The organism is Schlesneria sp. (assembly GCF_036405755.1).
Lineage (GTDB): Bacteria > Planctomycetota > Planctomycetia > Planctomycetales > Planctomycetaceae > Schlesneria > Schlesneria sphaerica.
This window is the reverse complement of the sequence record NZ_DASWWZ010000385.1, coordinates 14,666-36,767: the sequence shown is the minus strand read 5'-3', so window position 1 is coordinate 36,767 and position 22,102 is coordinate 14,666. Positions and strand designations below refer to the sequence as shown.

General features: G+C 57.3%; 17 protein-coding genes and 1 tRNA gene. 10 read left to right on the top strand and 8 right to left on the bottom strand.

All coding sequences use genetic code 11. From position 1 onward, the window contains the following. Nucleotides 1-231: 231 nt before the first annotated feature. Nucleotides 232-304 (bottom strand) — tRNA-Phe (locus tag VGE80_RS13450). A gap of 293 nt (nucleotides 305-597) precedes the next feature. On the opposite strand from VGE80_RS13450, the gene VGE80_RS13445 reads away from it, so the two are divergent. From VGE80_RS13445 to VGE80_RS13430, 4 genes are all read left to right on the top strand, one after another. After that, entirely contained in the window at nucleotides 598-1,524 is a 927-nt protein-coding gene (locus VGE80_RS13445) for a M48 family metallopeptidase (protein ID WP_440593031.1), read from the top strand. Nucleotides 1,525-1,685: 161 nt separating this feature from the next. Then, nucleotides 1,686-3,128 carry a serine/threonine protein kinase gene (locus tag VGE80_RS13440; RefSeq protein WP_373650620.1) on the top strand — a complete coding sequence of 481 codons (1,443 nt, stop codon included), beginning with the start codon at nucleotides 1,686-1,688 and terminating at the stop codon, nucleotides 3,126-3,128. A 285-nt stretch (nucleotides 3,129-3,413) separates the two neighbouring features. After that, entirely contained in the window at nucleotides 3,414-5,171 is a 1,758-nt protein-coding gene (locus tag VGE80_RS13435) for a protein kinase domain-containing protein (RefSeq protein WP_440593030.1), read from the top strand. A gap of 370 nt (nucleotides 5,172-5,541) precedes the next feature. Next, nucleotides 5,542-6,660, top strand: a complete 1,119-nt coding sequence (locus VGE80_RS13430) for a serine/threonine protein kinase (RefSeq protein WP_397571282.1) — start codon at nucleotides 5,542-5,544, stop codon at nucleotides 6,658-6,660. 125 nt (nucleotides 6,661-6,785) lie between these two features. On the opposite strand, the gene VGE80_RS13425 is transcribed toward VGE80_RS13430, so the two are convergent. The 4 genes from VGE80_RS13425 to VGE80_RS13410 all read right to left on the bottom strand — a co-directional run bounded on the left by VGE80_RS13425 (nucleotide 6,786) and on the right by VGE80_RS13410 (nucleotide 10,613). After that, on the bottom strand, nucleotides 6,786-7,598 hold the full coding sequence (locus VGE80_RS13425; protein WP_397571281.1) for an ABC transporter permease: 813 nt from the start codon (nucleotides 7,596-7,598) through the stop codon (nucleotides 6,786-6,788). Beyond that, entirely contained in the window at nucleotides 7,598-8,524 is a 927-nt protein-coding gene (locus VGE80_RS13420) for an ABC transporter ATP-binding protein (RefSeq protein ID WP_373650624.1), read from the bottom strand. The genes VGE80_RS13425 and VGE80_RS13420 overlap by 1 nt, the downstream gene beginning before the upstream one ends. Nucleotides 8,525-8,602: 78 nt before the next feature. Then, nucleotides 8,603-9,691 (bottom strand): ABC transporter permease, encoded by a 1,089-nt coding sequence (locus tag VGE80_RS13415; protein ID WP_440593029.1) that lies wholly within the window; start codon nucleotides 9,689-9,691, stop codon nucleotides 8,603-8,605. 1 nt (nucleotide 9,692) lies between these two features. Next, nucleotides 9,693-10,613 (bottom strand): ABC transporter ATP-binding protein, encoded by a 921-nt coding sequence (locus VGE80_RS13410; RefSeq protein ID WP_440593028.1) that lies wholly within the window; start codon nucleotides 10,611-10,613, stop codon nucleotides 9,693-9,695. 387 nt (nucleotides 10,614-11,000) lie between these two features. On the opposite strand from VGE80_RS13410, the gene VGE80_RS13405 reads away from it, so the two are divergent. The 3 genes from VGE80_RS13405 (at nucleotide 11,001) to VGE80_RS13395 (ending at nucleotide 13,269) form a co-directional block, all read left to right on the top strand. Beyond that, nucleotides 11,001-11,696, top strand: coding sequence for a DUF1559 family PulG-like putative transporter (locus VGE80_RS13405; RefSeq protein WP_440593027.1), 696 nt, complete (start codon nucleotides 11,001-11,003; stop codon nucleotides 11,694-11,696). Between the two features lie 63 nt (nucleotides 11,697-11,759). Further along, nucleotides 11,760-12,458 carry a DUF1559 domain-containing protein gene (locus tag VGE80_RS13400; protein ID WP_440593026.1) on the top strand — a complete coding sequence of 233 codons (699 nt, stop codon included), beginning with the start codon at nucleotides 11,760-11,762 and terminating at the stop codon, nucleotides 12,456-12,458. Between the two features lie 115 nt (nucleotides 12,459-12,573). After that, on the top strand, nucleotides 12,574-13,269 hold the full coding sequence (locus VGE80_RS13395) for a DUF1559 domain-containing protein (RefSeq protein WP_440593025.1): 696 nt from the start codon (nucleotides 12,574-12,576) through the stop codon (nucleotides 13,267-13,269). Between the two features lie 53 nt (nucleotides 13,270-13,322). Here VGE80_RS13395 and VGE80_RS13390 read toward each other — a convergent pair whose 3' ends face one another. Next, entirely contained in the window at nucleotides 13,323-14,027 is a 705-nt protein-coding gene (locus VGE80_RS13390; RefSeq protein WP_440593024.1) for a DUF2306 domain-containing protein, read from the bottom strand. A gap of 47 nt (nucleotides 14,028-14,074) precedes the next feature. Then, nucleotides 14,075-15,028 carry an MDR/zinc-dependent alcohol dehydrogenase-like family protein gene (locus VGE80_RS13385; RefSeq protein ID WP_440593023.1) on the bottom strand — a complete coding sequence of 318 codons (954 nt, stop codon included), beginning with the start codon at nucleotides 15,026-15,028 and terminating at the stop codon, nucleotides 14,075-14,077. Nucleotides 15,029-15,482: 454 nt separating this feature from the next. Between VGE80_RS13385 and VGE80_RS13380 the strand changes: the two genes are divergently transcribed. Both VGE80_RS13380 and VGE80_RS13375 read left to right on the top strand, forming a co-directional pair. Beyond that, on the top strand, nucleotides 15,483-16,715 hold the full coding sequence (locus VGE80_RS13380; protein WP_440593022.1) for a magnesium transporter: 1,233 nt from the start codon (nucleotides 15,483-15,485) through the stop codon (nucleotides 16,713-16,715). Nucleotides 16,716-16,959: 244 nt separating this feature from the next. Further along, nucleotides 16,960-18,000, top strand: a complete 1,041-nt coding sequence (locus VGE80_RS13375; RefSeq protein ID WP_373650633.1) for a bifunctional heptose 7-phosphate kinase/heptose 1-phosphate adenyltransferase — start codon at nucleotides 16,960-16,962, stop codon at nucleotides 17,998-18,000. Nucleotides 18,001-18,139: 139 nt separating this feature from the next. On the opposite strand, the gene VGE80_RS13370 is transcribed toward VGE80_RS13375, so the two are convergent. Then, the gene (locus VGE80_RS13370) at nucleotides 18,140-19,864 is read right to left on the bottom strand and encodes an IlvD/Edd family dehydratase (RefSeq protein WP_440593021.1); all 1,725 of its coding nucleotides are present in this window, start codon (nucleotides 19,862-19,864) and stop codon (nucleotides 18,140-18,142) included. Between the two features lie 359 nt (nucleotides 19,865-20,223). Between VGE80_RS13370 and VGE80_RS13365 the strand changes: the two genes are divergently transcribed. Continuing rightward, nucleotides 20,224-21,834, top strand: coding sequence for an FKBP-type peptidyl-prolyl cis-trans isomerase (locus tag VGE80_RS13365; protein ID WP_440593020.1), 1,611 nt, complete (start codon nucleotides 20,224-20,226; stop codon nucleotides 21,832-21,834). The last annotated feature ends 268 nt before the right edge of the window (nucleotides 21,835-22,102 follow it).

Sequence of the window (22,102 nt, the reverse complement as noted above, 5' to 3'; positions counted from 1 at the left end):
GTCCCACCAGGACGGTCTGACCACTGTCATGCCAACAAGCCAGAATCTGTGGGCCGGATAACTTGCCGCGTAGAGTGAACAACAGAGGTCCGGCACGACTTCGCACGGAGAGGGGAGGGGGGCTGAGCCTGACACCGATGTCAACATTCAGCAGGAACAAAGCCTTACTGATGGACCCAATCGGGCGGCCAAACGGCCTGACGCAATTGCAGGCCTATGGAAATAAAAAAGTGGCTGGGGCCGGGATCGAACCGGCGACACCAGGATTTTCAGTCCTGTGCTCTACCAACTGAGCTACCCAGCCGACCATAAGCTCGGTGACGAGCATGTCATGGGGGACGAGGATCATACCCATTTGATTCAGTTTCGCAACTGATCCGGGACGCTCAACTTTCTGAAGTTCGTCAAAATTGGTTCCTGAGCCTGTTTCAGCGGAATATTTTGCCGGATCCGATTTTTGGTAACCCGAAATTCGCTCAAATGAGAGAACCTGCGCGGGATAGCGGACACTGCGGCAGCAGGCTCGACTTGTCTGGACTGAAGTTCTGGCCGATACAAACGGTACGGAATTGTCACATTTTCAGCGAGTTGTCTGGCATGAGTTTTCATCAGCAAATCATTACGCGTCGGACCATGATCGCCAGTTCTCTGGCTGTCTGGTGTTGCGGCTGTCGTCATGCACCGATTACCGGACGTGGTCAACTGCTCGCGATCCCCGAAACGCAGGAAGTTTCCATGGGACTCTCGGCCTATGAAGAGGTCGTGAAGAAAGAGAGCCTGTCGACGAATCAGCACTACATCGACATGGTCAATCGAGTGGGCCATCGGATTGCGCAGATTTCTGACCGTTCTGATTACGAATGGGAATTCAAAGTTCTCGCCACGCCCGAGCAGAATGCCTTCTGCCTGCCCGGGGGGAAGGTGGCGATTCACGAAGGAATCCTGCCGATCTGCGAGAACGAAGCCGGACTGGCGGTCGTGATGTCGCACGAGATTGGACATGCACTCGCTCGACATGGCGGCGAACGGATGACACAAAATTACGTCGTCCAGGGGGGGCAGATGCTGCTTTCCTACGCCACAAAGAATCAGGACGAAAAACGCCAGCAGATGATCCAGCAGGCCTACGGCGTCGGGACCCAATATGGCGCGGTGCTCCCCTTCAGCCGCAAGCAGGAACTGGAAGCAGACCACATCGGCGTGATGCTGATGTCGAAAGCGGGTTACGACCCCTCCGAAGCTCCTCAGTTCTGGTCCAGGTTCGCCGCCAGCCACAAAGGCCAGCAGCCATCAGAGTTTATGTCGACGCACCCCAGTGACGAACGACGTGAGCAGGCGCTGGTCAAGCTGCTTCCTGAGGCACGGGAGCTTTACGCGGGTGCAGGGGAAAAGATCGGGATCGGCGAGTCGATCGCCGTGACAAAGATGGCAGCGCATCAGGAAGATGCCGAACTGAAGTCATTACCCGTTTCCGGTGCGTCCGCATCCAAGTCGCTGACCCCTGCGAATGATGATTGGCGCTAGAAAGGGCTTCGAGGCACCTGTGAAGGGGCCGGAGCTGTTCCCTTGCGGAATCGGTAAAATCTTTGTGGATCGCCAAAACGGACGCCACGTGCGAGAATCCTTCCACGTTCACTCCCTGATATAATGGCCACGGGAGTGTCTTCCAGGGGGAGTCGTGGATCATGGAACCGCAGTGGATCTGGCCATTTGAGCTGCTCGATAAGCTTGGCGAAGGGGGCATGGGTGTTGTCTACCGTGCGCGCTACGTCGGCAACAATCGACAAGTTGCCGTGAAGCTCATTCCCAACGATATCACGGCAAACGCGACCGTTTTTGCCCGGTTCGAACGCGAACTGGATGTTTTGAAGCAGCTTTCGCACCCCAACATCGTGCATTGCTTCGGCGGGAGTTGTGAGAGCAAACAACGATTCTACGCAATGGAATACGTTCCCGGCGGGACGCTTTCCGACTATCTGCTCGAGAAGGGGGCTCTCGGCTGGGAAAACGCCGTCGATTATGCCATTCAGATGTGCGATGCGCTGCAGTATGCCCATGAAAAAGGGGTGACGCACCGCGACGTGAAGCCGGCGAACTTCCTGATGACGAAATCAGGGCAATTGAAGCTGAGTGACTTTGGACTGGCCTCGATTGTTTCTCAGGGACGGCTGACGGCGTCGGGGCGCACGGTGGGGACAATTCTCTATATGTCTCCTGAGCAGATTCGGGGGGGGCCGGTCACAAATCGGGTTGATCTGTATGGTCTGGGCTGCGTGATCTTTGAGATGCTTTCGGGCCGAACACCCTATAGCGGAGAGACCGCGGCCGAGGTGATGCAGCGGCATCTGAAGGACCCTGTCCCCCACGTGGCGGCGATCGTGCTGAACTGCCCGTTGGAACTCGATCAACTGGTGTGTGAACTGCTTGCGAAGGATCCGGCTCAGCGGCCTGCCACGGCGGCAGAAGTGAATCGTCGCCTGCACGAGATTCTGCTTCCCGGCCGTAAGATGGTTGCCGTCGAACCGAGCCTGTTTGGCTCTGGTAAGCAGCCCCCGGTCAAGATGATCAAGGCGAAGTCCTCACCCGCGTCATCGAAACGGGCGGTCGCTCCCGAAGCGACGGTCTCGAGTCGGATTCCCTGGGGAATTGCGGGTGTCGCTTCGCTGATGTGCCTGTTTCTGGCTTATGGCTGGATGCAATCCGCTCGGCAATTGCGACAGGCGGAACAAAACTGGGTGTCACTGCTGGATCACGGTGAACCGGGTGTGCGGGTGGTCGCCGCCAGTTCATTGGCCAAGTTTCCCTCGCTTAGTCCTGATACGATCTCCAGACTGAGTGACTGTGCGTCGTTACCTCATATCGATCTGCAGCTTGCGTCGCTGCGAACCCTGTCCGCTCACGCCTCGCAGTCACGCTCACTCGCCGCAGAACTGCTGCGGATTCAGAAATCGGACGAAAGTTCGGCCGTTCGGGCGGAAGCGGCAACCGTGCTGACGGCCATTCAGCAGTCAAGCCGGCCGTTCTCTTACTTCTTTTTTGCCCTTGAGGGGATCATCGTGCTGTCGCTCATCGGGGCCGGATTTGGGGGCTGGTGGATCTGGAACAAATTTAAAGCCTTCGCCAATTAGCTTGAGAAACTGGTCTCGTGACTGGCCCGTGTGAGGTAAACTGTTCTGAGTCCTTCACCGCGAAAAAACGTCATTTGGTCGCTTCAACTGCGGCAGTGACTGTAAGAGAAACGACGAGTTTGGGAAGTGGTACCTTCAGCCTGAAATCGGGATTCCTGTCTGGCACGTGAGAATTTTTACCGATAATTCTGTGACGTCCGTATTGAATTGTTGACCAACTCCCTGAGCGTCACAAGAATACTTTTTGTGGCATTTTCGAGGTATTCCTGCCAGAGCGCGCGGATCATGGCGACATCACAAGCTGTTGAATCCTTCTGGCTCCAACTCACCAAAAGCCGACTGCTCACCCCTCAAGAAGTGAAGGCTGTCGCTGATGAACTTGCGGGCGAAGGGGTCGATACGGACGCTCTTGCCGCGAAGAAACTGGTCCAGCGTGGTCTGATTACCCGTTATCAGGCGGATCGACTTCTCGAGGGGCGTTCCCGCGGTTTCTTCTTTGATGACTATAAACTGCTGGATCTTCTCGGGATCGGCGGGATGGGCTGGGTTTATCGCGCCCAGAGCGTCAGTACCGGTCAGACGTTCGCACTGAAGGTCCTGCTGGACCAGTTGAAGCAGGATCGAGGGCTGCTGGCGCGTTTTGAACAGGAAGTCCGTGCGGGGCAGCGGTTCAAGCACGAGAACATCGTGCGGACATACGAATCAGGCAACGCGGGTGGCTTGCCCTACATGATCATGGAGTTTGTGGAAGGCCCCAGTCTGCTGGAACTGCTGCGAATGCGCGAACGGAGTCGGCTTCCCTGGCAGCAGGCCTGCGACATCGCACGACAAGCCGCCAACGGACTGCATCATGTCCACCGGGCCGGTTTCGTTCATCGGGACATCAAACCCCAGAATCTTCTGGTTGACCACAACGGACTGACCAAAATCCTCGACTTCGGTCTCTCGATGAAAAAGGATGGCGAGGACGGGGACGAGTTCTCGATGGCGATGATTTTCGGGCACGAATGCGTCGGGACGGCGGCTTATACCTCGCCAGAGCAGGCACTCGACAGTCTGACCGCGGATGCTCGATCCGATATCTATAGTCTGGGCTGCACATTGTTTGCGTCGCTGACGGGGGATACCCCCTTTCCTTACTCGCGGACATCGGAAGTCCTGAAAGGGCACCAGTCGGTGATCCCTCGCCACGTCAGCGATATGGTGCCTGCCATCCCCCGGGAGGTGGGTGATCTCGTTGCGAAAATGCTGGCCAAGAATCCCGCGGACCGTTTCGCTTCGGCGGCCGAGGTCGCCCATGCTTTGGCGCCGTTCTCCAAGACGTTACCGGTGGAATTCAATTTCAGCCGAATCCTGGCAGAGCGAAATCGGGGGGCGGAAGAAAAGCTGGCCGAACTCCAGAAGCGGCAGCGATCAGCCTCGGGGGCGGCAAGTTCCACAGCCAAGCTGACGGCGGGAAGTTCGGTTGCCAGTTCGACAACAGCCGCATTGCCGCAGGAGGCGAATCCCTCGGCCCCGGCGGGACCGTCCGTGATTCGTCGGGGTGGATTTCGGTTTGAAAAACCCCCTTCCATCACGATGAAGCAAAAGATCGAAAGCGTGGCTCATTCCGACGCCAGTTCGATGAAAGCCATCAATTCCGGCATGGTCCTCCAGCCGTTCACCGGGGGGGCAGCGATTCCACTCGTGAAGGACCCCTTCGTGATTGGGCGTCGCGGGGACTGTGATCTGCAAATTCAGGATAACGCGGTCTCAGGAAGACACTGCGAGTTGCGATTTGACGGAACCGCCTGGACCCTGATTGATCTGAACAGTCGCAACGGAACCCGCGTGAATGGGGCACTAATCCAGGAACACCGGCTGAAACTGGGTGACAAGATCATCGTAGGGCCGTCGCTGGCTCTGCGATATACTCATCCCGCGAAGGAATCGGCAGCACGCTGGGCAACCCGCGTCCGTGTCGGATTGCTGGTTGTGCTGGGGCTGGCGGGACTTGCGGGGCTTGTCGCTGCGGGTCTCTGGATGTGGGGTGGCCGGGGCTGACGAACCGGTGCCGCTGTCCCAACGGGCGGCTCGACGAACTTTGGCCGGCGGGGACGTTTTAAAAAACCTGCGGGAACTCCCGGCAATCGTGGCTCGTCGAAGGGGGGAGTTGGCACGCTCTCCTTTTGGAAACCAGACTTTGCCTGTGGAAACGCCCCGTTGTGGGGGCAGGCCGTCAGGTTAACGTCTCACCGGTCGACTTGTTTCCAAATGCGAGGTGAATTGTGGGCAATCGCCGAACAATCGGCTTGTCCGTCGTGTCACTTTGAGGCTATTCTGACCCGCCAAACGTCGGGTACCATGTGACGCCGGAAAGACCGCTGCGTCTGCGACATGGATTAACAGGGATCGATGGGTTGTGGGGACTTGAATGTCAGTCTCAGTGGATGGGTTCCTGCAGCACCTGAGCGACAGTGGGATTCTGTCGCCAGAAGAACTCCTGGAACTCGAAGCACAGATTCCCTCGACCAAGCGATCGCACGACGCGCTGGCTCTGGCACGCGAACTCGTTCGGCTGAAAAAGCTGACGCCGTTCCAGGCGAACCGTTTGTATGCCGAAAACCCCGCCCCGTTGATTCTCGGGAATTATGTCCTGCTCGAGAAAATCGGTTCCGGTGGCATGGGAAAAGTCTACAAGGCCCAGCATCGCCGGATGAAGCGAATTGTGGCGGTGAAAGTTCTGTCTCAAACAGCCCTTCAGAGTTCGAACGTCGTCAAGCGATTCCTGCGTGAGGCGGAAGCGGCCGCGAAACTGAGTCACCCGAATATCGTCGCTGCGTTCGACGCGGACGAGATCGACGGGATCCCGTTTCTGGCCATGGAATTTGTCGAAGGTGAAGACCTGGCCGCCTGCGTCAAGTCGTCGGGGGCGATGACGATTGAACGGGCACTGGACTGCGTGCTGCAAGTGGCCAGGGGGCTGGAGCATGCACACCATCAGGGAATTGTCCATCGCGATATCAAGCCGGCCAACCTGTTACTCGACGCTCACGGAATTGTCAAAATCCTGGACATGGGTTTGGCCCGGTTTCACGATTCCAGCGATTCAGCGATGCCTGTCGCGGAGACCGCCGGCATTACTCAGGCTGGTAGTCTTGTCGGGACGGTGGATTTCATGTCGCCCGAACAGGCGATCGATTCCCGCAGCGCTGACCATACTTCTGATATTTATAGTCTGGGTGCGACACTGTACTACCTGCTGACTGGCAAGCCGATGTATGAAGCGGCCACGCTGATGGCCAGACTGCTGGAACATCGCGATGCCCCGATTCCGTCGATTCGCGCGGTCCGTGGCGACGTTCCTGCTCAGATTGATGTCATCTTCTGCCGTATGGTGGCCAAGAAGAAACAGGATCGATACCCGACAATGACGGACCTGATCACTGATCTGTTGAACTGGCAGAATGTCGCTTCGTCAGAGGGGAGTTCCTCCAGTGAGGATTTGACGGTCCCTTCCAATGTTCTCAACCTGATTTTCGGCGACGATTGAGAGGCGAATACCGACCGGTGAATAAAGTAAGCCACCTCCCGCAGCAAGCGGGTGGAAGCGGTTCGGTGCATGAGTTCGCCCCCGACGGGGGGACTTGGCTCTTGATGTCGGGCAGTTCGATGAGTCTACATGTCGGATTCGGCGGCCGACGAAAACTCGCAGGCACGCAGTAGAACAACCGAGCCGGCAACCAGCAGGGTGGTAAAAAGGATCAGGATACCGACGTGCTGCCACGGGGGCTCACTGCCGATTAATGTCTGCATCGCGGGGGAATCCCGTCGGGCGAGCGAGACCTGACACCATTCGGCGGCGAGGGAGCGCAGACGATACTGGACGGTGAATTTATTAATCACCGCGGGAACGAAGCTGATAATCAGTTCAAAAATCAGGGTGTAGGCCACGGCAAGGACCATCGCGCGACGGGGCATCACAACGCCGAGAAGGAGATAAATGGCTGCATAGGCCGGGGCGGAAAGCAGGATCAGTCGGACCATCGTCCACCAGACTTGAAGCGCCTGCTCCGCCTGGGCGAACTGACACAGTAGGACTGAGACTGTGAGGCCGAGAATGGCGGGGGGAATGACCCAAGTCACAGATGCGAGGTATTTCCCTAAGAGAACAGCCGTTCCGCCGTGAGGACGTACCGCCAGATAGACCCAGCTCCGTCGTTCCAGTTCCGCTGAAACGGCAGGAGTCGCCCAGAGGAGCGTTCCCAGCATCGCCACGAGCATGGGAACAAGAGCAAACAGCAGCCAGACGCAAAGTTCCACCCACATGTCATCCGAAACGCCTGGAACGTCTGCGTCTCTTTCCACGGTGAAGACGACCAGTCCGACGATGAACACCGGAAACAGGGCCAGTACCCACCACCAGAGCATTCGCTGCCACGTAAAGGCCCGCTTCCATTCGAACAGAAACACTGCACCGACGTTGCCCATTAGAGTTCACCCCGGTGCATCTTCATGAGAGAGTTAAACAAAGACTGCAGGGAATCATCCGCCGACCGCATTTCCAACACCTGCAGGCCCCATGCATCAAGCCAGCGCGGCAGGTTCTGATAGATTGGGTCCGGAGTTTTGGTCGAAATGACGAGGGTATCACCCGTGATGCGGACGGAATCGGCAACGCGTTCTTCAATGAATCGCGATGCCAGACGATGCGGTTCAGGACACTGAAACGAGATCTGGTTGGGCAGGCCGACCATCATGGCATGGACCTCTTCGGCCGTGCCGGATGCGAGCAGGCGACCGCCGCAGATCAATAGAAAGGAATCAGTGATGGATTCAATTTCATGAAGCAGGTGGCTGGCAAACAGCAGGCTTTTCCCCTGGCCAATCCAGTCCTTTAAAACCAGCGTCAGCTCGTGCCGGCCGATCGGGTCCAGGCCGTTGAACGGTTCATCCAGAATCAGGAACTCGGGATCATGCGCGATGGCCTGTGCCAGCTTGGTCCGCTGCCGCATGCCTCGTGAGTAGCTGGAAATCGGGCGGTGCATGGCGTAGGTCATACCGACCAGTTCCAACGCGGTTTCCGCCGCCGACTTAGCCGCATGAGCGGACATACCCTGCAACTGCTGCAGATAACGGACCCATTCATAGCCCGAGACGTCTGAGTACATTCCTTCGCCGCCGGGACAGTAACCGAGCTGACGGAACAATTGAACGTTGTTGCGGGGAGAACGACCCATCACCCGGACAGTTCCCAGTGTGGGACGGAGTTGGCCCGTAATCAGGTTCAGCAGGGTGGACTTCCCCGAACCATTCGGGCCCAGCAGGCCATAGGCACCAGGCTCCAGCGTCAACGTGAAATCATTGACTCCGATGACCTTGCCATACAGTTTTGTGACGTTGTGAAGTTCGATCATACACGGGTTGTCGTCAACAGGAACAAGTGGGAAAGGTCATGACGGCTGGTGATAGACGATGCCTCGACAATCAGCTGCTTACACACGCATCGGTGCCGAAATTCGATAGTACGTGACGCCGAGCGAGATGCTCGTTAACAGGACCAGGATTGCAATCGAGGCCACGACATCCTCGAACTGATCAAAGCCGAACACCCAGCTCTGGACGCGACCCAAGGTGTGATAGAGCGACAGGTGAGTCCAGGCGGATTCACTCGGGACAGCGGCCTCGGGAAAGGGGAACTGCTGATGCCTCGCTGCCTGTTGAGCGTTGAATCCTTCTGCAGACGTGACCGCCCCGTAGGTAAACCAGCCCAGGATCCAGACTGCGAACCAGGCGAATCCTGCGTACCGGCTTTCTTTCGTCAGGGAGGAAATACAGAGTGCCAGCGCCGATGTCGGAAGAATGAGGACTAGCGTGGCGCCGATGATGCGGAGAGGCAGATCCCAGGTCGTCAAGACGACACTGATACTGGGAGACAGCATGACTCCGATGAAGTAGAGGACGAGCGCGGGAACGCCTGAAATGAGGCAGAGGAATGTCCAGAGGCTTCCCATCTTCCCCAGCACGTACTCGCTGCGGGTGAGAGGGCGTGAGAAGTACAGCAGGAATGCGCGCGAGCGGATGTCCTGCGAGATCAGCGGTGGAGCGATCAGACCCACGACCAGGACCATCAGGACGGCCTGTGGATAACGAAAGAACATCTGGAGTAACCCGGCCCAGAACAGATGACGACTTTCCGTCAGGTCATCGCTCCGTACGGCTTCCTGGATCACGTCAATGGGCGGGGAGGGGGGGAAATTGCGGAGCAACTGCCGCAGAAGCTGCTGCCATTCGGGATATTGCGTCGCCTGCTCCCAGAGAAAGAAACCAAACCCAAACCAGACCGCAGGCAGCCATGCGAAGAACAACATCCGCTTCAGCCATTGACTTTGCCAGGCCCGTTGGACGCCGACTTGCGAAATCACCATCCAGCGACTCCACCCCGATGTCCGGACGCCCGACCACCCTCGGTAACCAAGGTGGTGGACTCCCCGTCCGGCACCCACCCCAGATCGATGCGAGGGGGCGGCACCAACTTCTGGTGAAGGTGACGTCGGGGCTTCATTGTCGGTACTTGCGGACATCCTACGACTCTCCTCGTATGGCATTCAGGAAGATTTCTTCCAGAGTGTTGCGCGCGGGGGTCATGGATCGAACTCCCACGCCGCATTCCGTCGCCACCTGCCAGGCGGTCTGTGTGAGTTCGTCCGGATTTCCTTTCAGTACGAGATGCCCATGTGCGGGTTGTGAAACCTCGATGCCCCGTTCGCGAAATCGTTCCACCATCACCTCAGAGGGACCGGCGAGTCGCAGTTCCAGTGCGGGAATGGTTGCGCGACTTAGCTCCGTCAATGTCTGGGAAACTTGTACCCGTCCCCCCGCGAGGATCACGACAGAATCGCTGATCGACTGGACGTCAGGAAGAATATGAGTACAGAGCAGGACCCCTTTTCCTTTGTCTTTTGCAAGCAGTCGGATGCGGTTGAGCATCACCAGTCGTTCCTCAGGATCGAGTCCCGAAGTCGGCTCATCCAGGATGAGGATTGGAGGATCATGAACGATCGCCTGTGCGAATCGAAGTTTCTGCCGCATCCCCGTGGAGTACGTCTCGACGGTTCGATAACGCTCCTGCGCCAGACCGCAGAAATCGAGTGTTTCGTGGGCCCGTCGCAAGGCTTCGATGGCCGGGATCTGCGAAAGCTGGGCGACAAACTGAACGCTCTCGATCCCCGTCATGCCGTACAGAAAGCAATCATCTTCGGGCATGTAACCGACCAGACTGCGAATCTGACGCGACTGGCGGCCAAGTTCGAAGTCGAGAAAGCGTCCGTGGCCACTGGTCGTGCGAACCAGTCCCAGCAGCACCTTGATCAGTGTGGTCTTACCCGCGCCGTTCGGACCCAACAGGCCGGTAATCCCCGCCTGAATTTGCAGCGAAACACGATCCAATGCCCGAAATCGGCCATAGTATTTCGTGATTTCTACGAGGTCGATCAGCACCGTCATAAGTTGAGCGATCGTCTTACAGGGGGGACTTCGATGTTGCCATTCGATAACACATCGTGTCAGGCCAATCGTCCGAATGCAATCGTCAGCATCCTGATGGAGACGCGACTAACAGGAAACATATCGCCCTGAGTCAGGTTCCACGCAAACCCAACGTGGTTAGTCCAAGAATGGCTTTTCCCGGCAGGTCGCCATTCCGACACGTGGCTGTCGCAATCTGCGGAAATACCACAACACAAATTTCAGTCTGAGTCCTAAGCGAATCAGTTATAACGAAGACGGAATGTCTATTGACGGTGTCAGTATCGAGTCGGAAGATATCTGAAGCCTCTTCGATCAATCGTGTATCCAGAGACTGTCGAACCAGACCCGTACCAGGAAATCATCATGAAGCGGCTCAAGATCGTCGGAGTGATTTTGCTGGTCCTATCCGGACTGGCTGCCATGCTGATCCCCGCTGTTCAAGCCGCACGACAGGCCGCTCGTCAAAGCCAAAGTCACTGTCGCCTGAAACAACTTGGATTGGCCCTGCACAATTACCAGGGGACTTACGGCGTCTTCCCCCCTGCGTACACAGTGGATGCCGAAGGGAAGCCGCTGCACAGTTGGCGGACACTGATTCTGCCGTATCTTGACGAGCAGAAACTTTACGATTCGATCGATCTCGCCAAACCCTGGAACGACCCAGCTAACGAACCGGCCCGCAAAACCGCCGTCCGTGTGTATCAAAGCCCGTGGGGGGCTGAAGATTCAACTAGAACTCCCTTCCTGGCAATGGTGACCCCTGAGAGCGCATTACGACCGGTGCAGTCGTGCAAACTTGTGGATTTGACCGATGGGGCTTCGATGACTCTGATGCTCATTGAAGTCCCATCTGACCAAATGGGGGACTGGATGTCTCCAGTCGACGCCGACGATGAAACATTACGCCAGCTGGCAAGCGCCACAAAGTCACGTTCTGCCAAGGGGGCTGCTATCTTGCTTGCGGATGGCTCGGTTCGGAACCTTGATTATAAGACTCCCTTCGATCAGCTTCGCGCGTTGGTGACGGTGGATGGTCACGATGCGGCCGGCGGGTTCTGATGCGTTTCACGCTGAGAAAACGGAGCTGATTGAATAATTGGTGAGATCTGGAGAAAAGCCAGCATGAGCAGGTTTCTTGAATACGTTGTAGCGACGCTTGTTATTGGACTTGTCGTAGTGGTGCTATGGCCAGCGACTCGCCGAGGTAGGGAACCTGCGCGACGAACACAATGTAAGAACAATCTGAAGGCAATCGGCCTGGCGCTGCACAACTACCACGACAAGTACAACTCCTTTCCTCCCGCGTATACGGTGGATCAGGAGGGGAACCCGCTGCACAGCTGGCGGACGCTGCTTCTCCCCTACCTTGATCAACAACCACTCTACGACAAGATTGATCTCTCCAAGCCATGGAACGACCCAGTCAACGCCGAAGCGTGTGAAACACCCGCGCCGGTCTATCGATGCCCATCTGCCCCCGTAGAAAAGTTGACAAATACGACCTATCTGGCAGTGGTGACTCCATACAGCGTCATGCGGCCTGGACAGTCCTGCTCGCTCGGGGATGTTACGGATGGGATGGCCACGACGTTGATCGTGATTGAAGTTCCATCCGACCAAGCCGTTCACTGGATGTCACCGGTGGATGCGGATGAAAAGGTCGTGCGGGAGTTGGTACAGACCAAAAAAAAGCCCCATAACAGAGGAGGACACATTGCACTTGTAGATGGCTCTGTTCGACTCCTGGAAAACAAGACGCCGTACGATCAGGTTCGCGCTTTGGTGACTGTGGATGGGAAAGAAATCGTCAGAGATTTCTGAGCCATCCAGTTCACGACCTACCTCATTGAGGCTATGGGGTAGCGACGATCGACGTCGCATGGCAACCCGGCCTGCGTGTCGACATCAGAGAATGGACTTTCAGAAGGAAATCAGAATGCTCAAACATTGGCCGGTCCTACTCGTTCTGGCCGTCGTGAGCCTCTTTGCGATTTCGATGTTACCGGACGTCTCACGCGGACGCGAAGCCGGACGTCGAACTGTATGCAGGAATAATCTCAAACAGATTGCGCTTGCACTCCACAAATACCATGACACCTACTTCACCTTCCCACCCGCGTACATCGTGGATGGCGAGGGGCGACCTCTGCATAGTTGGCGCACTTTGATTTTACCCTACCTCGATCAGCAGGAACTCTACGAGTCGATCGACCTCTCCAAGCCATGGAATGACTCGGTCAACGAAACGGCGCGTCAAACGGTTGTCAGCGGCTACAAGTGCCCATTCGGTTCCTCGAAAGAGGCTTCGACCACTTATCTGGCGGTGGTGACACCGACGAGCGCCTTACGGCCCATCGATTCCTGCAGGCTTGAAGACATCAAAGACGGCGCGTCGAATACAGTTCTGGTTGCTGTGGTTCCCCTCAGTGAATCTGTGAATTGGATGGCACCATCCGATGCCGATGAACGGTTACTGCAGTCTGTGTGGAACACGGCGAAGGTTTCACACGTGGGAGGTGGCCATGTCCTTTTCGCGGATGGCTCTGTGAGGCTGGTCAGTATCAATATGCCGTTCGAAACTCTACAAGGCCTCATCACTGTCAGTGGGGGAGAACGCATCGGTGAGTTCTAAGCTGGGTTGGGTACTCGCCCCGACGGTCCACCTGTTGCGCTGTCCTGTTCGCATCACCCCTTCATCGATTGTTTCCATGGGAAGAGTTCGTACAGGGCGAGTGGGAGCAGCCAGCTTGTCCATGCCGACGAAACATAGATCCACTCCTGTTCGTAACGAATGAGCGAAGCGAAACCGGCGACGAGCCGAAGCACGATCGCTGAGCAGAGGAGCACAAAACAACGCGACATCCACCATCGATGCGATACAAATCTGCTCTGGACGGCGGATCGCCAACCCATCGCGGCGGATAGTCCGGTCAGCAGTGCCAGTACGGAAAAGCCCGCTGTGGGGACCAGGCCCAAGTCAACGTACTGCGCCATCCATAATCCACTTGGGGCGAGAACGAGCAGGATGAATAGACACTGGATTCTTCCGAGCGTGCGATGCCATTTCGGCCAGCGCCTGCGGAACCGGTCGCTGATGAGGATCAGTCCAAGGATCAGTGTCACCGGGCCAGAAATCAGATGCGCATAGAAGGCCCATTGGTAGCTGCCGAAGAAGTAGGACTGACGACCCAGCAGAAAATCAGAATCGAAGTTGGGGGGAAAGTAATCGGGATAATTGAGCAGGATGCCGACCGTGACGCGGACGAAAAGCACCAGCGCCAGGAAGGGCAGAATTCGTCGCAGATGGAACGGGGGGCGTGGTGTCGCGGTCGGTAGCGGGGTCTTCGCCGTCGAGGGCAGTCCGCGGGATTCAGGTAGGACGTCTTTCATTGCGGTCTCGCCTGAGGCCATTCCATCCCCGTCGGTGCTGCACCACGTTACTTTGAGGGGTCGAGCAGCAGTTTCAGTGTGGGGCGGGTGCGTGCTCGTTCAAAAGCGGCGAGCGATTCGTTTAGTGGATAGGTGGCATCGATGAGCGATTCGACATCGATCCGCTGTTCAGCGAGGGCTCGGATCGCAGGGGGAAACGGACCACATCGCGATCCAACAACCGTGATTTCATCAATGACTAATGGAGCAAGCGAGAGTTGCTGGGTTCCTGCCACTGTCGTTTTCAGCACCAGTGTGCCACGAGGTTTCAACAGCTTGAGTGCTGTCTCGAACCCCGTCGCCGAACCGGTGCAGTCGACGACGAAGTCGGCCTGCCGGGCCATTTCGATTTCACTGACGAGTGCCGTGGTGATCCCACGATCGGACAGTAGCTTCAGCTTTTGCGGATGCTTTCCGACGGTGGTCAATCGGCAGCCCGTCTGAGCAAGCACCTGCGAGCAGAGATTTCCTAATCGTCCATCGCCGAGAACGATGACGGTATGGCTTTGGTTCACGGAAATCTGATCGAGAATCTGAAAAGCGGCGGCGAGAGGTTCGACAAAGACTGCGTGTTCGGTGGAAACATGCTCTGGGACGAGATGCAGATTATGTTCGGGGACGGCGACATATTCGGCGAAGGCACCATCATGGTTCAAGATTCCCAGCACGCTCCGGTGCGGGCAATGTGTGGGGATCCCCTGTTTGCAGGTTGCACACTCGCCGCAGGCACAATTGATTTCACCCACGACCCGCTGCCCCTGGAACCGTCCCGATTCGGCAATTCCGACAAACTCGTGGCCGAGAATCCCCTGATAGCCCATGTAGCCTTGGACCAGTTGCAGGTCGGTCTCACACAGGCCGGCTTTGATGACACGGACGAGAATCTCACCCTTTTGCGGGGATGGGATCGGACGATCCACGACTTCCAAACCCCGTTCGCTCAGAACTACAGCGCGCATCATGAAACCTCACTGGTGATCGAATCCGGCTGTCTGCCGATGGTCGCATCTTACGAATTGCAAAGGTCCGTCACTACTGCTCGTTCATTCCTGCCACGAGACGATGACGGGACAGAGCCCGTCAGTTCTCGATCGGGAGCACGAGATGCGCGATCTCCTGGCAAAGCGTTGAAGTCGTTTCCACAAGTCTGGAAATCGTCCCTACCACTCGAACTGGACAGTCCATATCATGCGAACGCCCAAAGTCAAATCGCATTGAAGTATTGCCTGGTTGACTGGCCAAATCGGATCGCGGAATTCGCGAATCCGCCGCGGCCGGATTCCTGCTTCAAGTAAACCATCACCCTGTCGAGTGTGTGCTGCATTTCCTTGTTTCCGTCTCCGGAGGTGAGATCTCAGCGATTGCGCTCATGATGAAGTTCATTCCAACAAGGACTGAAAGATTGGAGGACTGCCAATGACGGGAGCCAAGTCGCCAGAAGAATTCACCCCGACCGACCTCCCCGAGTCGGCTCGTCCTGCGGAATCGGCAGGCCTCGCTGCGGAAATAAAATCTGACGTAACGTCGGTGAGTCCCGCCTCTGCGGACGAAACAAACTCCGCAAATGTCGCGGACATCATTCCGCAGCCGACACCGGCAGTCGAAGACCACGCAACGTCGGTTTGCTCGACTGAGAACGGAAACTCGACTGAGAACGGAAAACAGTTCAGCCATGTCAAAGACGTGCTGAATGACCCCGTCACTTTGCATATGCGTCCCGCTTCGACGCTGTTGCGAATGGATCAGACGATTGCGGCATCGCTGGAGTTGATTCGATCACGGCAGGACGTGGGACGAATTATTTATTTCTACGTCGTCGACGACCAGTATCGTCTGCAGGGAGTGGTCACGACACGGAAGCTGCTGCTGAGCTCACCCGAGACCACAATCGGTGCCGTCATGTCGCCTCATACAGTGGCCATTCCTTCCACCGCCAGTGTGCTCGAGGCGTGCGAGTTCTTTACTCAGCATAAGCTGCTCGCCTTTCCGGTCGTCGACGCTGAGCAGAAGGTGGTCGGGATTGTTGACGTTGACCTGTATACGGAAGAAATCCGTGAGATTGAACGGCGGCAGGATAGCGACGATCTGTTCCAGCTGATCGGGGTTCATCTTTCAGAGGCCGCTCAAGGAAACGCGCGACTGGCCTTCATGGGGCGGTTCCCCTGGTTGCTGTGTAACGTCCTGGGCGGAATGCTGTCGGCGCTGATCGCCGATGCGTATGACGATGTTTCGACATTGGTTGTCGTGGCCCCATTTATTGCACTCGTGACCGCGCTGGCCGAGAGCGTCAGTATTCAGTCGGTCAGTCTGGCTCTGCAGGCGCTGCATGCACACCCCCCGAAGTGGACGACGTTTATTCGACTGGTCGGTCTGGAACTGCTGGTGGGGCTTCTGCTGGGGGTGGCCTGCGGCCTGACGGTTGGGGCCGTGGCGCTGATCTGGAAGGGAAATCTGGTCGTCGCCGTCAGTCTCTTTCTGGGGATTGTCGGAGGAGTGGTGACCTCCGCAGGAGTGGGACTCGCAATCCCCTACGTCTTGCGCCTGTTCCGCCGGGATCCGCAACTGGCGTCGGGACCCATCGCTCTCGCGCTGAGCGACGTGGTCACGCTGCTCTGCTATTTCAACCTGGGACGATGGCTGTTGACGTGACGATCTGAAACTTCTGATTCGTCAAGTACCCTGGCGCGTCAGATCAATATTCTCTTTTGCACTCGTCGTGAACTTGCGCTAGACTTCTCGCTTCCCGCCCTCAGCGACGGACATCGAGTGCATGCCTGCGACGACGAGTCCACGCTAGGGAGACTCGCGCAGCAGCCTGATTCCGAGGTGTCTGTCCTTGGTCGGGTGATCGGTTTAACACGAAGTTAAGTCGCCTTTACGCACGGAAAATTGAATGCATTCTCAACGCCTCGACGAACTATTGACGCAGTTTCCTCGACATCGAATTGCTGTGCTGGGTGACTTCTTTTTGGACAAGTACCTCGAGGTCTCACCCGAGCTGGCGGAACCGAGTCTGGAAACGGGCCGGGTCGCTCATCAGGTTTTGGCAATTCGACGATCGCCTGGTGCTGCGGGAACCGTTGTCAACAATCTGGCGGCACTCGGTGCGACTCAACTGCATGCGATTGGTGCCGTCGGCGACGATGGAGAAGCGTTTGATCTGTGCAAAGGATTGAATCAGATCGGCTGTTCGACCGACGGTCTGTTGCGATGTCCTGAACTGATGACGCCGACGTACCTTAAGCCTCATGATCAGAATGTCGCGGGACTTGAGGGAGAACATTCGAGATACGACACCAAGAACCGCGTTCCGACCCCGCAGGCCATCGTCGATCGCATCGCCGCCGAACTGGAACGCGTCCTTCCGCAGGTGGACGCTCTGCTGATTATGGACCAGGTCGAAATCGCAGATTGCGGTGTCGTGACAACGCGATTGCGGGACCGCGTCGCCGAATTGGCTCGACGATTCAGCAATGTCATCTTCTGGGCTGACAGCCGTCGGTTCATTCGATCCTTCCGCAATACGATGATCAAAGCGAATCAGTTCGAGGCGGTGCATCGGCTGAATCCGGCTGTGGGAGAAGAAGTTTCGGCTGAGGAACTCCGCCGGCTCGTTCCCCAGTTGCGAACGGAAAACCAGGCCACTGTGTTTGTCACCTATGGTGAGCGGGGGATCTGGGTGAGTGATCCGGAAGTCACGCTGGTACCGGGTGTGAAAGTGCGCGGGCCAATCGATCCAACGGGGGCGGGGGATAGTGCATCGGCCGGTGCGGTGATGTCCTTGTGCAGCGGTGCGACGGCCGCCGAAGCGGCATTGGTCGCCAACCTGGTTGCCTCCATTACGGTCCAGCAATTGGGCACCACCGGCACGGCCTCACCCGATCAGGTTCGGGCAGCCCTGCAGGAGTGGCATTCCCAGCAGGGACAGTCATAGAAGGGTCGCTCGCGTCTTGGCTCTACGGTGAATGTCAGTGGCGGGGACGAGTCCGAACTCCCTGCCGTATTGATGTGGGTGCCACCTCCAGTACGGAGGGGACACTACGGGTGTTGTAAGCCCGGATGAGGCGCAGGGATCAGGACCGGCCGACAAGAGGGTGAATGAACTCCAGGGCCGCTTCGGATTCGGGACGCAGGAAGTCGAAGTCACATCCTTTGTCTGCCTGGAGAACGTGGTCAATATACAGTTTGGGGTAGCCTCGCAGATGCCTGGACGTGGGGGCTTTCCAGGCGGCTCGTCGCCGTTCGAGCTCGGCAGCATCGACGAGCAGTTCTAGGCTCCGTCCGGCGACATCGAGCTGGATCAGATCACCATCCTGGACCAGTGCCAGATTTCCTCCCATAGCCGCTTCGGGCGTGACATGCAGCACAACGGTTCCAAACGCAGTGCCACTCATGCGAGAATCGCTGATCCGGACGAGATCGGCGATGCCCGCCTGCAGCAGCTTGCTGGGGACAGGAATCGAACCCCACTCCGGGAATCCGGGAACTCCTTTCGGGCCTGCGTTCTGGAGTACCAGCACACTGTCACCCGTCACCGGCAGGTCCGGAGCATCGATCCGGTTGAGCATATCTTCGTAATCACGGAAGACGAGTGCCGGGCCGACATGCTTCAGAAGGTGCGGCGAGGCGGCAGAGGCCTTGATGATGGCTCCGTTGGGGGCGAGGTTGCCCTTCAACACCGCGAGAGATCCACCGGAAAGGAGGGGCTGCTCTGCGGAAACGATCACCTTGCGATCGAAACTGCGGGAACGGGCAATGTTTTCTCCCAGAGTTCGGCCGCTGACGGTCATTTCATCGAGATGCAACAGGGAACGGATTTCAGCAAGCACGGCCGAGACTCCACCCGCCGAATCGAAGGCGTCCATCAGGTGGCTTCCCGATGGCATCAGGTTGACCAGGAACGGGGTCGACTTCGAGAGTTCGTCGAATCGTTCCAGCGGCAGTCGAATTCCGCGACGTCCGGCCATCGCAATCAGGTGGACGATTGCATTTGTCGATCCACCCAGAGCGAGCAGTGTCCGGATCGCATTGTCAAAGGCCTTTGGTGTCAGAATGCGCGATGGACGCAGGTCTTCGCGGACGAGCTGCACGATCCGGCGCCCTGTTGCTGTCGCTGCCTGAAGTCGTCGCGCGTCGGTCGCGGGGATCGAGGCCGTGCCGGGCAACATCATTCCCAAGGCTTCGGAGAGGGATGTCATCGTGGACGCCGTCCCCATCGTATTGCAGGCCCCGACACCGCAGCCGTAGCTGGCTTCGATCTCGTGCCATTCTTCCAGAGACAGCCGTCCGGCACGCCGGTCGTCCGAATACTTCCACAGGTCCGTCCCGGAACCAACGGAGTTGCCTCTCCAATGACCAATCGCTCGCGGCCCACCATTGATCTGAATCGCGGGGAGGTCGGCACTGGCGGCGGCCATCAACTGGGCGGGGGTGGTCTTGTCACAATTGCACAGCAGCACGACACCGTCGATGGGGTTGGCGCGCAACGTTTCTTCGACGTCCATGGCCATCAGGTTGCGATAGAGCATCGCCGATGGCTTCATGAATTCCTCACCCAGAGAAATCGTGGGAAACTCCAGCGGCAATCCCCCTTCCAGCAGCACGCCCCTTTTCACCGCATCGGCCACGTCACGCAGGTTGCCGTTGCAGTTGTTCAGCTCACTCCAGCTGTTGGCGAGACCGATCACCGGTTTGCCGAGATAATCGTCCGGGTTGAGACCCATGGCTCGCAGAGCAGATCGGTTTTGAAATGCCAGTTCCTCGCGTCCACCAAACCACTGAGCGCTTCTGTATTTCATCTGTGTGGACACGTAATGGCCGCTTTGCCTGCTAGGGAGTCGGGATGGGTCACTGCTGAGAGGAACGAATTTAATAGATCGTCTTTGGCCGCGAAACAGTGTCACTGTTCCTTTGCTCAAGTGACGCCTGCGTCCATTTCCATCACCTTGAACGGATTGGGCGGCCCGAGATTGACGGCGGAAGCATCATTTTTCGGGAAAAATCGGTATATTCGGGACTCTCGACGAACTTCCCGCATCGCTCCAGGCTGTCGATCGATCGCAGTCCATTTTGTTCAGGTATAACGATACCGTAGAGTAGGCAAACTCTCACCACGTGTTCGGTGGCCGGTTTAGGTTTCGACATCAGAGATTCAGCGATGAAGCAAGACTGGACGGAAAAGCTGTTGAGTTGGTGGCAAGGCCGGACCGGTCCTCGAGCGGCGCGTCGGTCGAGTTCCCGCGGGCCCTCATACGGAGCCGCCTCCGGGGCACTCATCTCTCACCTCGAAGTGCTGGAATCACGTCGTCTGCTGACAAACCTGATTCATGTCACGGTCGAAGACGGAGCGATCAGGCTGGTGGATCAGGCGGGACGGTCTGCCCAGGACGGGGATGCCTTTCAGATCACCTTCACCGCAACTCAGGTGACGCTGACCGGGACGAACGGGACGCAGTTTGAGGTCGCTGGTCAGAAGGTCTCCACCTACACGGCGGCCATTACCCAGCCGGTTTCGATTTCGATGCACCTGCATTCCCGCGGCAATACGGTCTCTGTGACAGGGGACGGAACGGCCAGTCTGAAGTCGCTGTCGGTGAATTTTGGTCACGCACGAGGGGACAATTCCCTGAATCTGACGAAGGTCATCGCCGATTCAATCTCGATTCGTGGCGGCCGGGGTAACGACTCGGTGAACATTGTCCAATCGACAGTCCGGAACAACCTTTCGGCGGAATTGGGCTTCCGCAGCGGTGACCTGCTGGATCTGGACCGGAGTACGGTTGAGGGGAATGTTCGGGATACGGTCAGCCAGCTCGTGATCGACCACTCGACGATCTCCGGGTCCCTGAATTCCCGTCAGTTTGGACGAAACAGTTCCTTCAAGACGATTGCCAGCACCTACGACGGTGCCGTGACGTTGCGAATGGGAGGTGACAGCGTCATCGGAATGTATGGGTCTCCCGAAGGGCCGAATCGATTTAACAGTTCACAAACAGTGATCGGTCTTCGGCGATATCAGACGACGATTTATCAGGCCTCGAATTCGGTTGTGAACGCGGAATCACCACGATTGAGGAACGTGAACGTGACTCAATTGTCGGCAACGTTCACACCGCCGACGGTGACACCGCTGGCGGCCGCCACGAACACTCCCATCATCACCGGGACGTATGATTCCGTGAAGTCGCCCGTACTGACTGTGGCGGTCAACGGAAAGACGTACAAACTGGGGACCGATTCACAATTGACGTCTCCCTCCGCTGGCAAATGGTCATTGAATCTGTCGGGGGCTCCCCTGACGGCCAGAACGACGACCGTCACCGCAACCAGTTATGACGTGAATGGGAATAAGCTGTCGGGGACGGGGACGGTCACGAATGAACAGTTCATCATCGACAGCTATCTGACCGCGAACAACCTGACCGCCACAAGAACCGCTACTGGCCTGACCTATGTGATTACGACAGCCGGGGGGGGCGAAGTTCCGACGAACGGTCAGACGGTGAAGGCTACTTACACCGGGTATGTGCTGAATTCGGATGGAACGCAGGGAACCCAGTTTGACTCCAACACGACGACCGGGTTCTCGTTTGTCCTCGGAGCGGGCACGGTGATCAAAGGGTGGGACGAAGCGTTCAAGCGTTTGCCGGTGGGGACCTCCGCTCGACTGCTGATTCCGTCTTCCCTGGCCTATGGAACGGGCTCACGCACGAACATCCCGGCGAACAGTATTTTGATTTTCGACGTGACGCTGGTGTCAGCGGTGTAGTTTGAGGAACCGACGTCCCGTCCCGGATTTCTGGCTTTCACACAGCGGTGAGGGAAGACTTGAGCTCTCTTTTCTTCCCCAATCTCCTGTTCACATTGATTCGTCAGGATGCGTGACTGGACGCTGGCTGAGGCTCACGTGGTTCCAGAAAAACTGTCCGAAGGAACCCTACGACGAAACGGGAGGCGAAATGGAGGGGCATTGGGGTTCGTGGGCTTGCGCCACCCGGGGATGTGCTCTTAATGAGCAGAGAAAATCCACCTTGGAA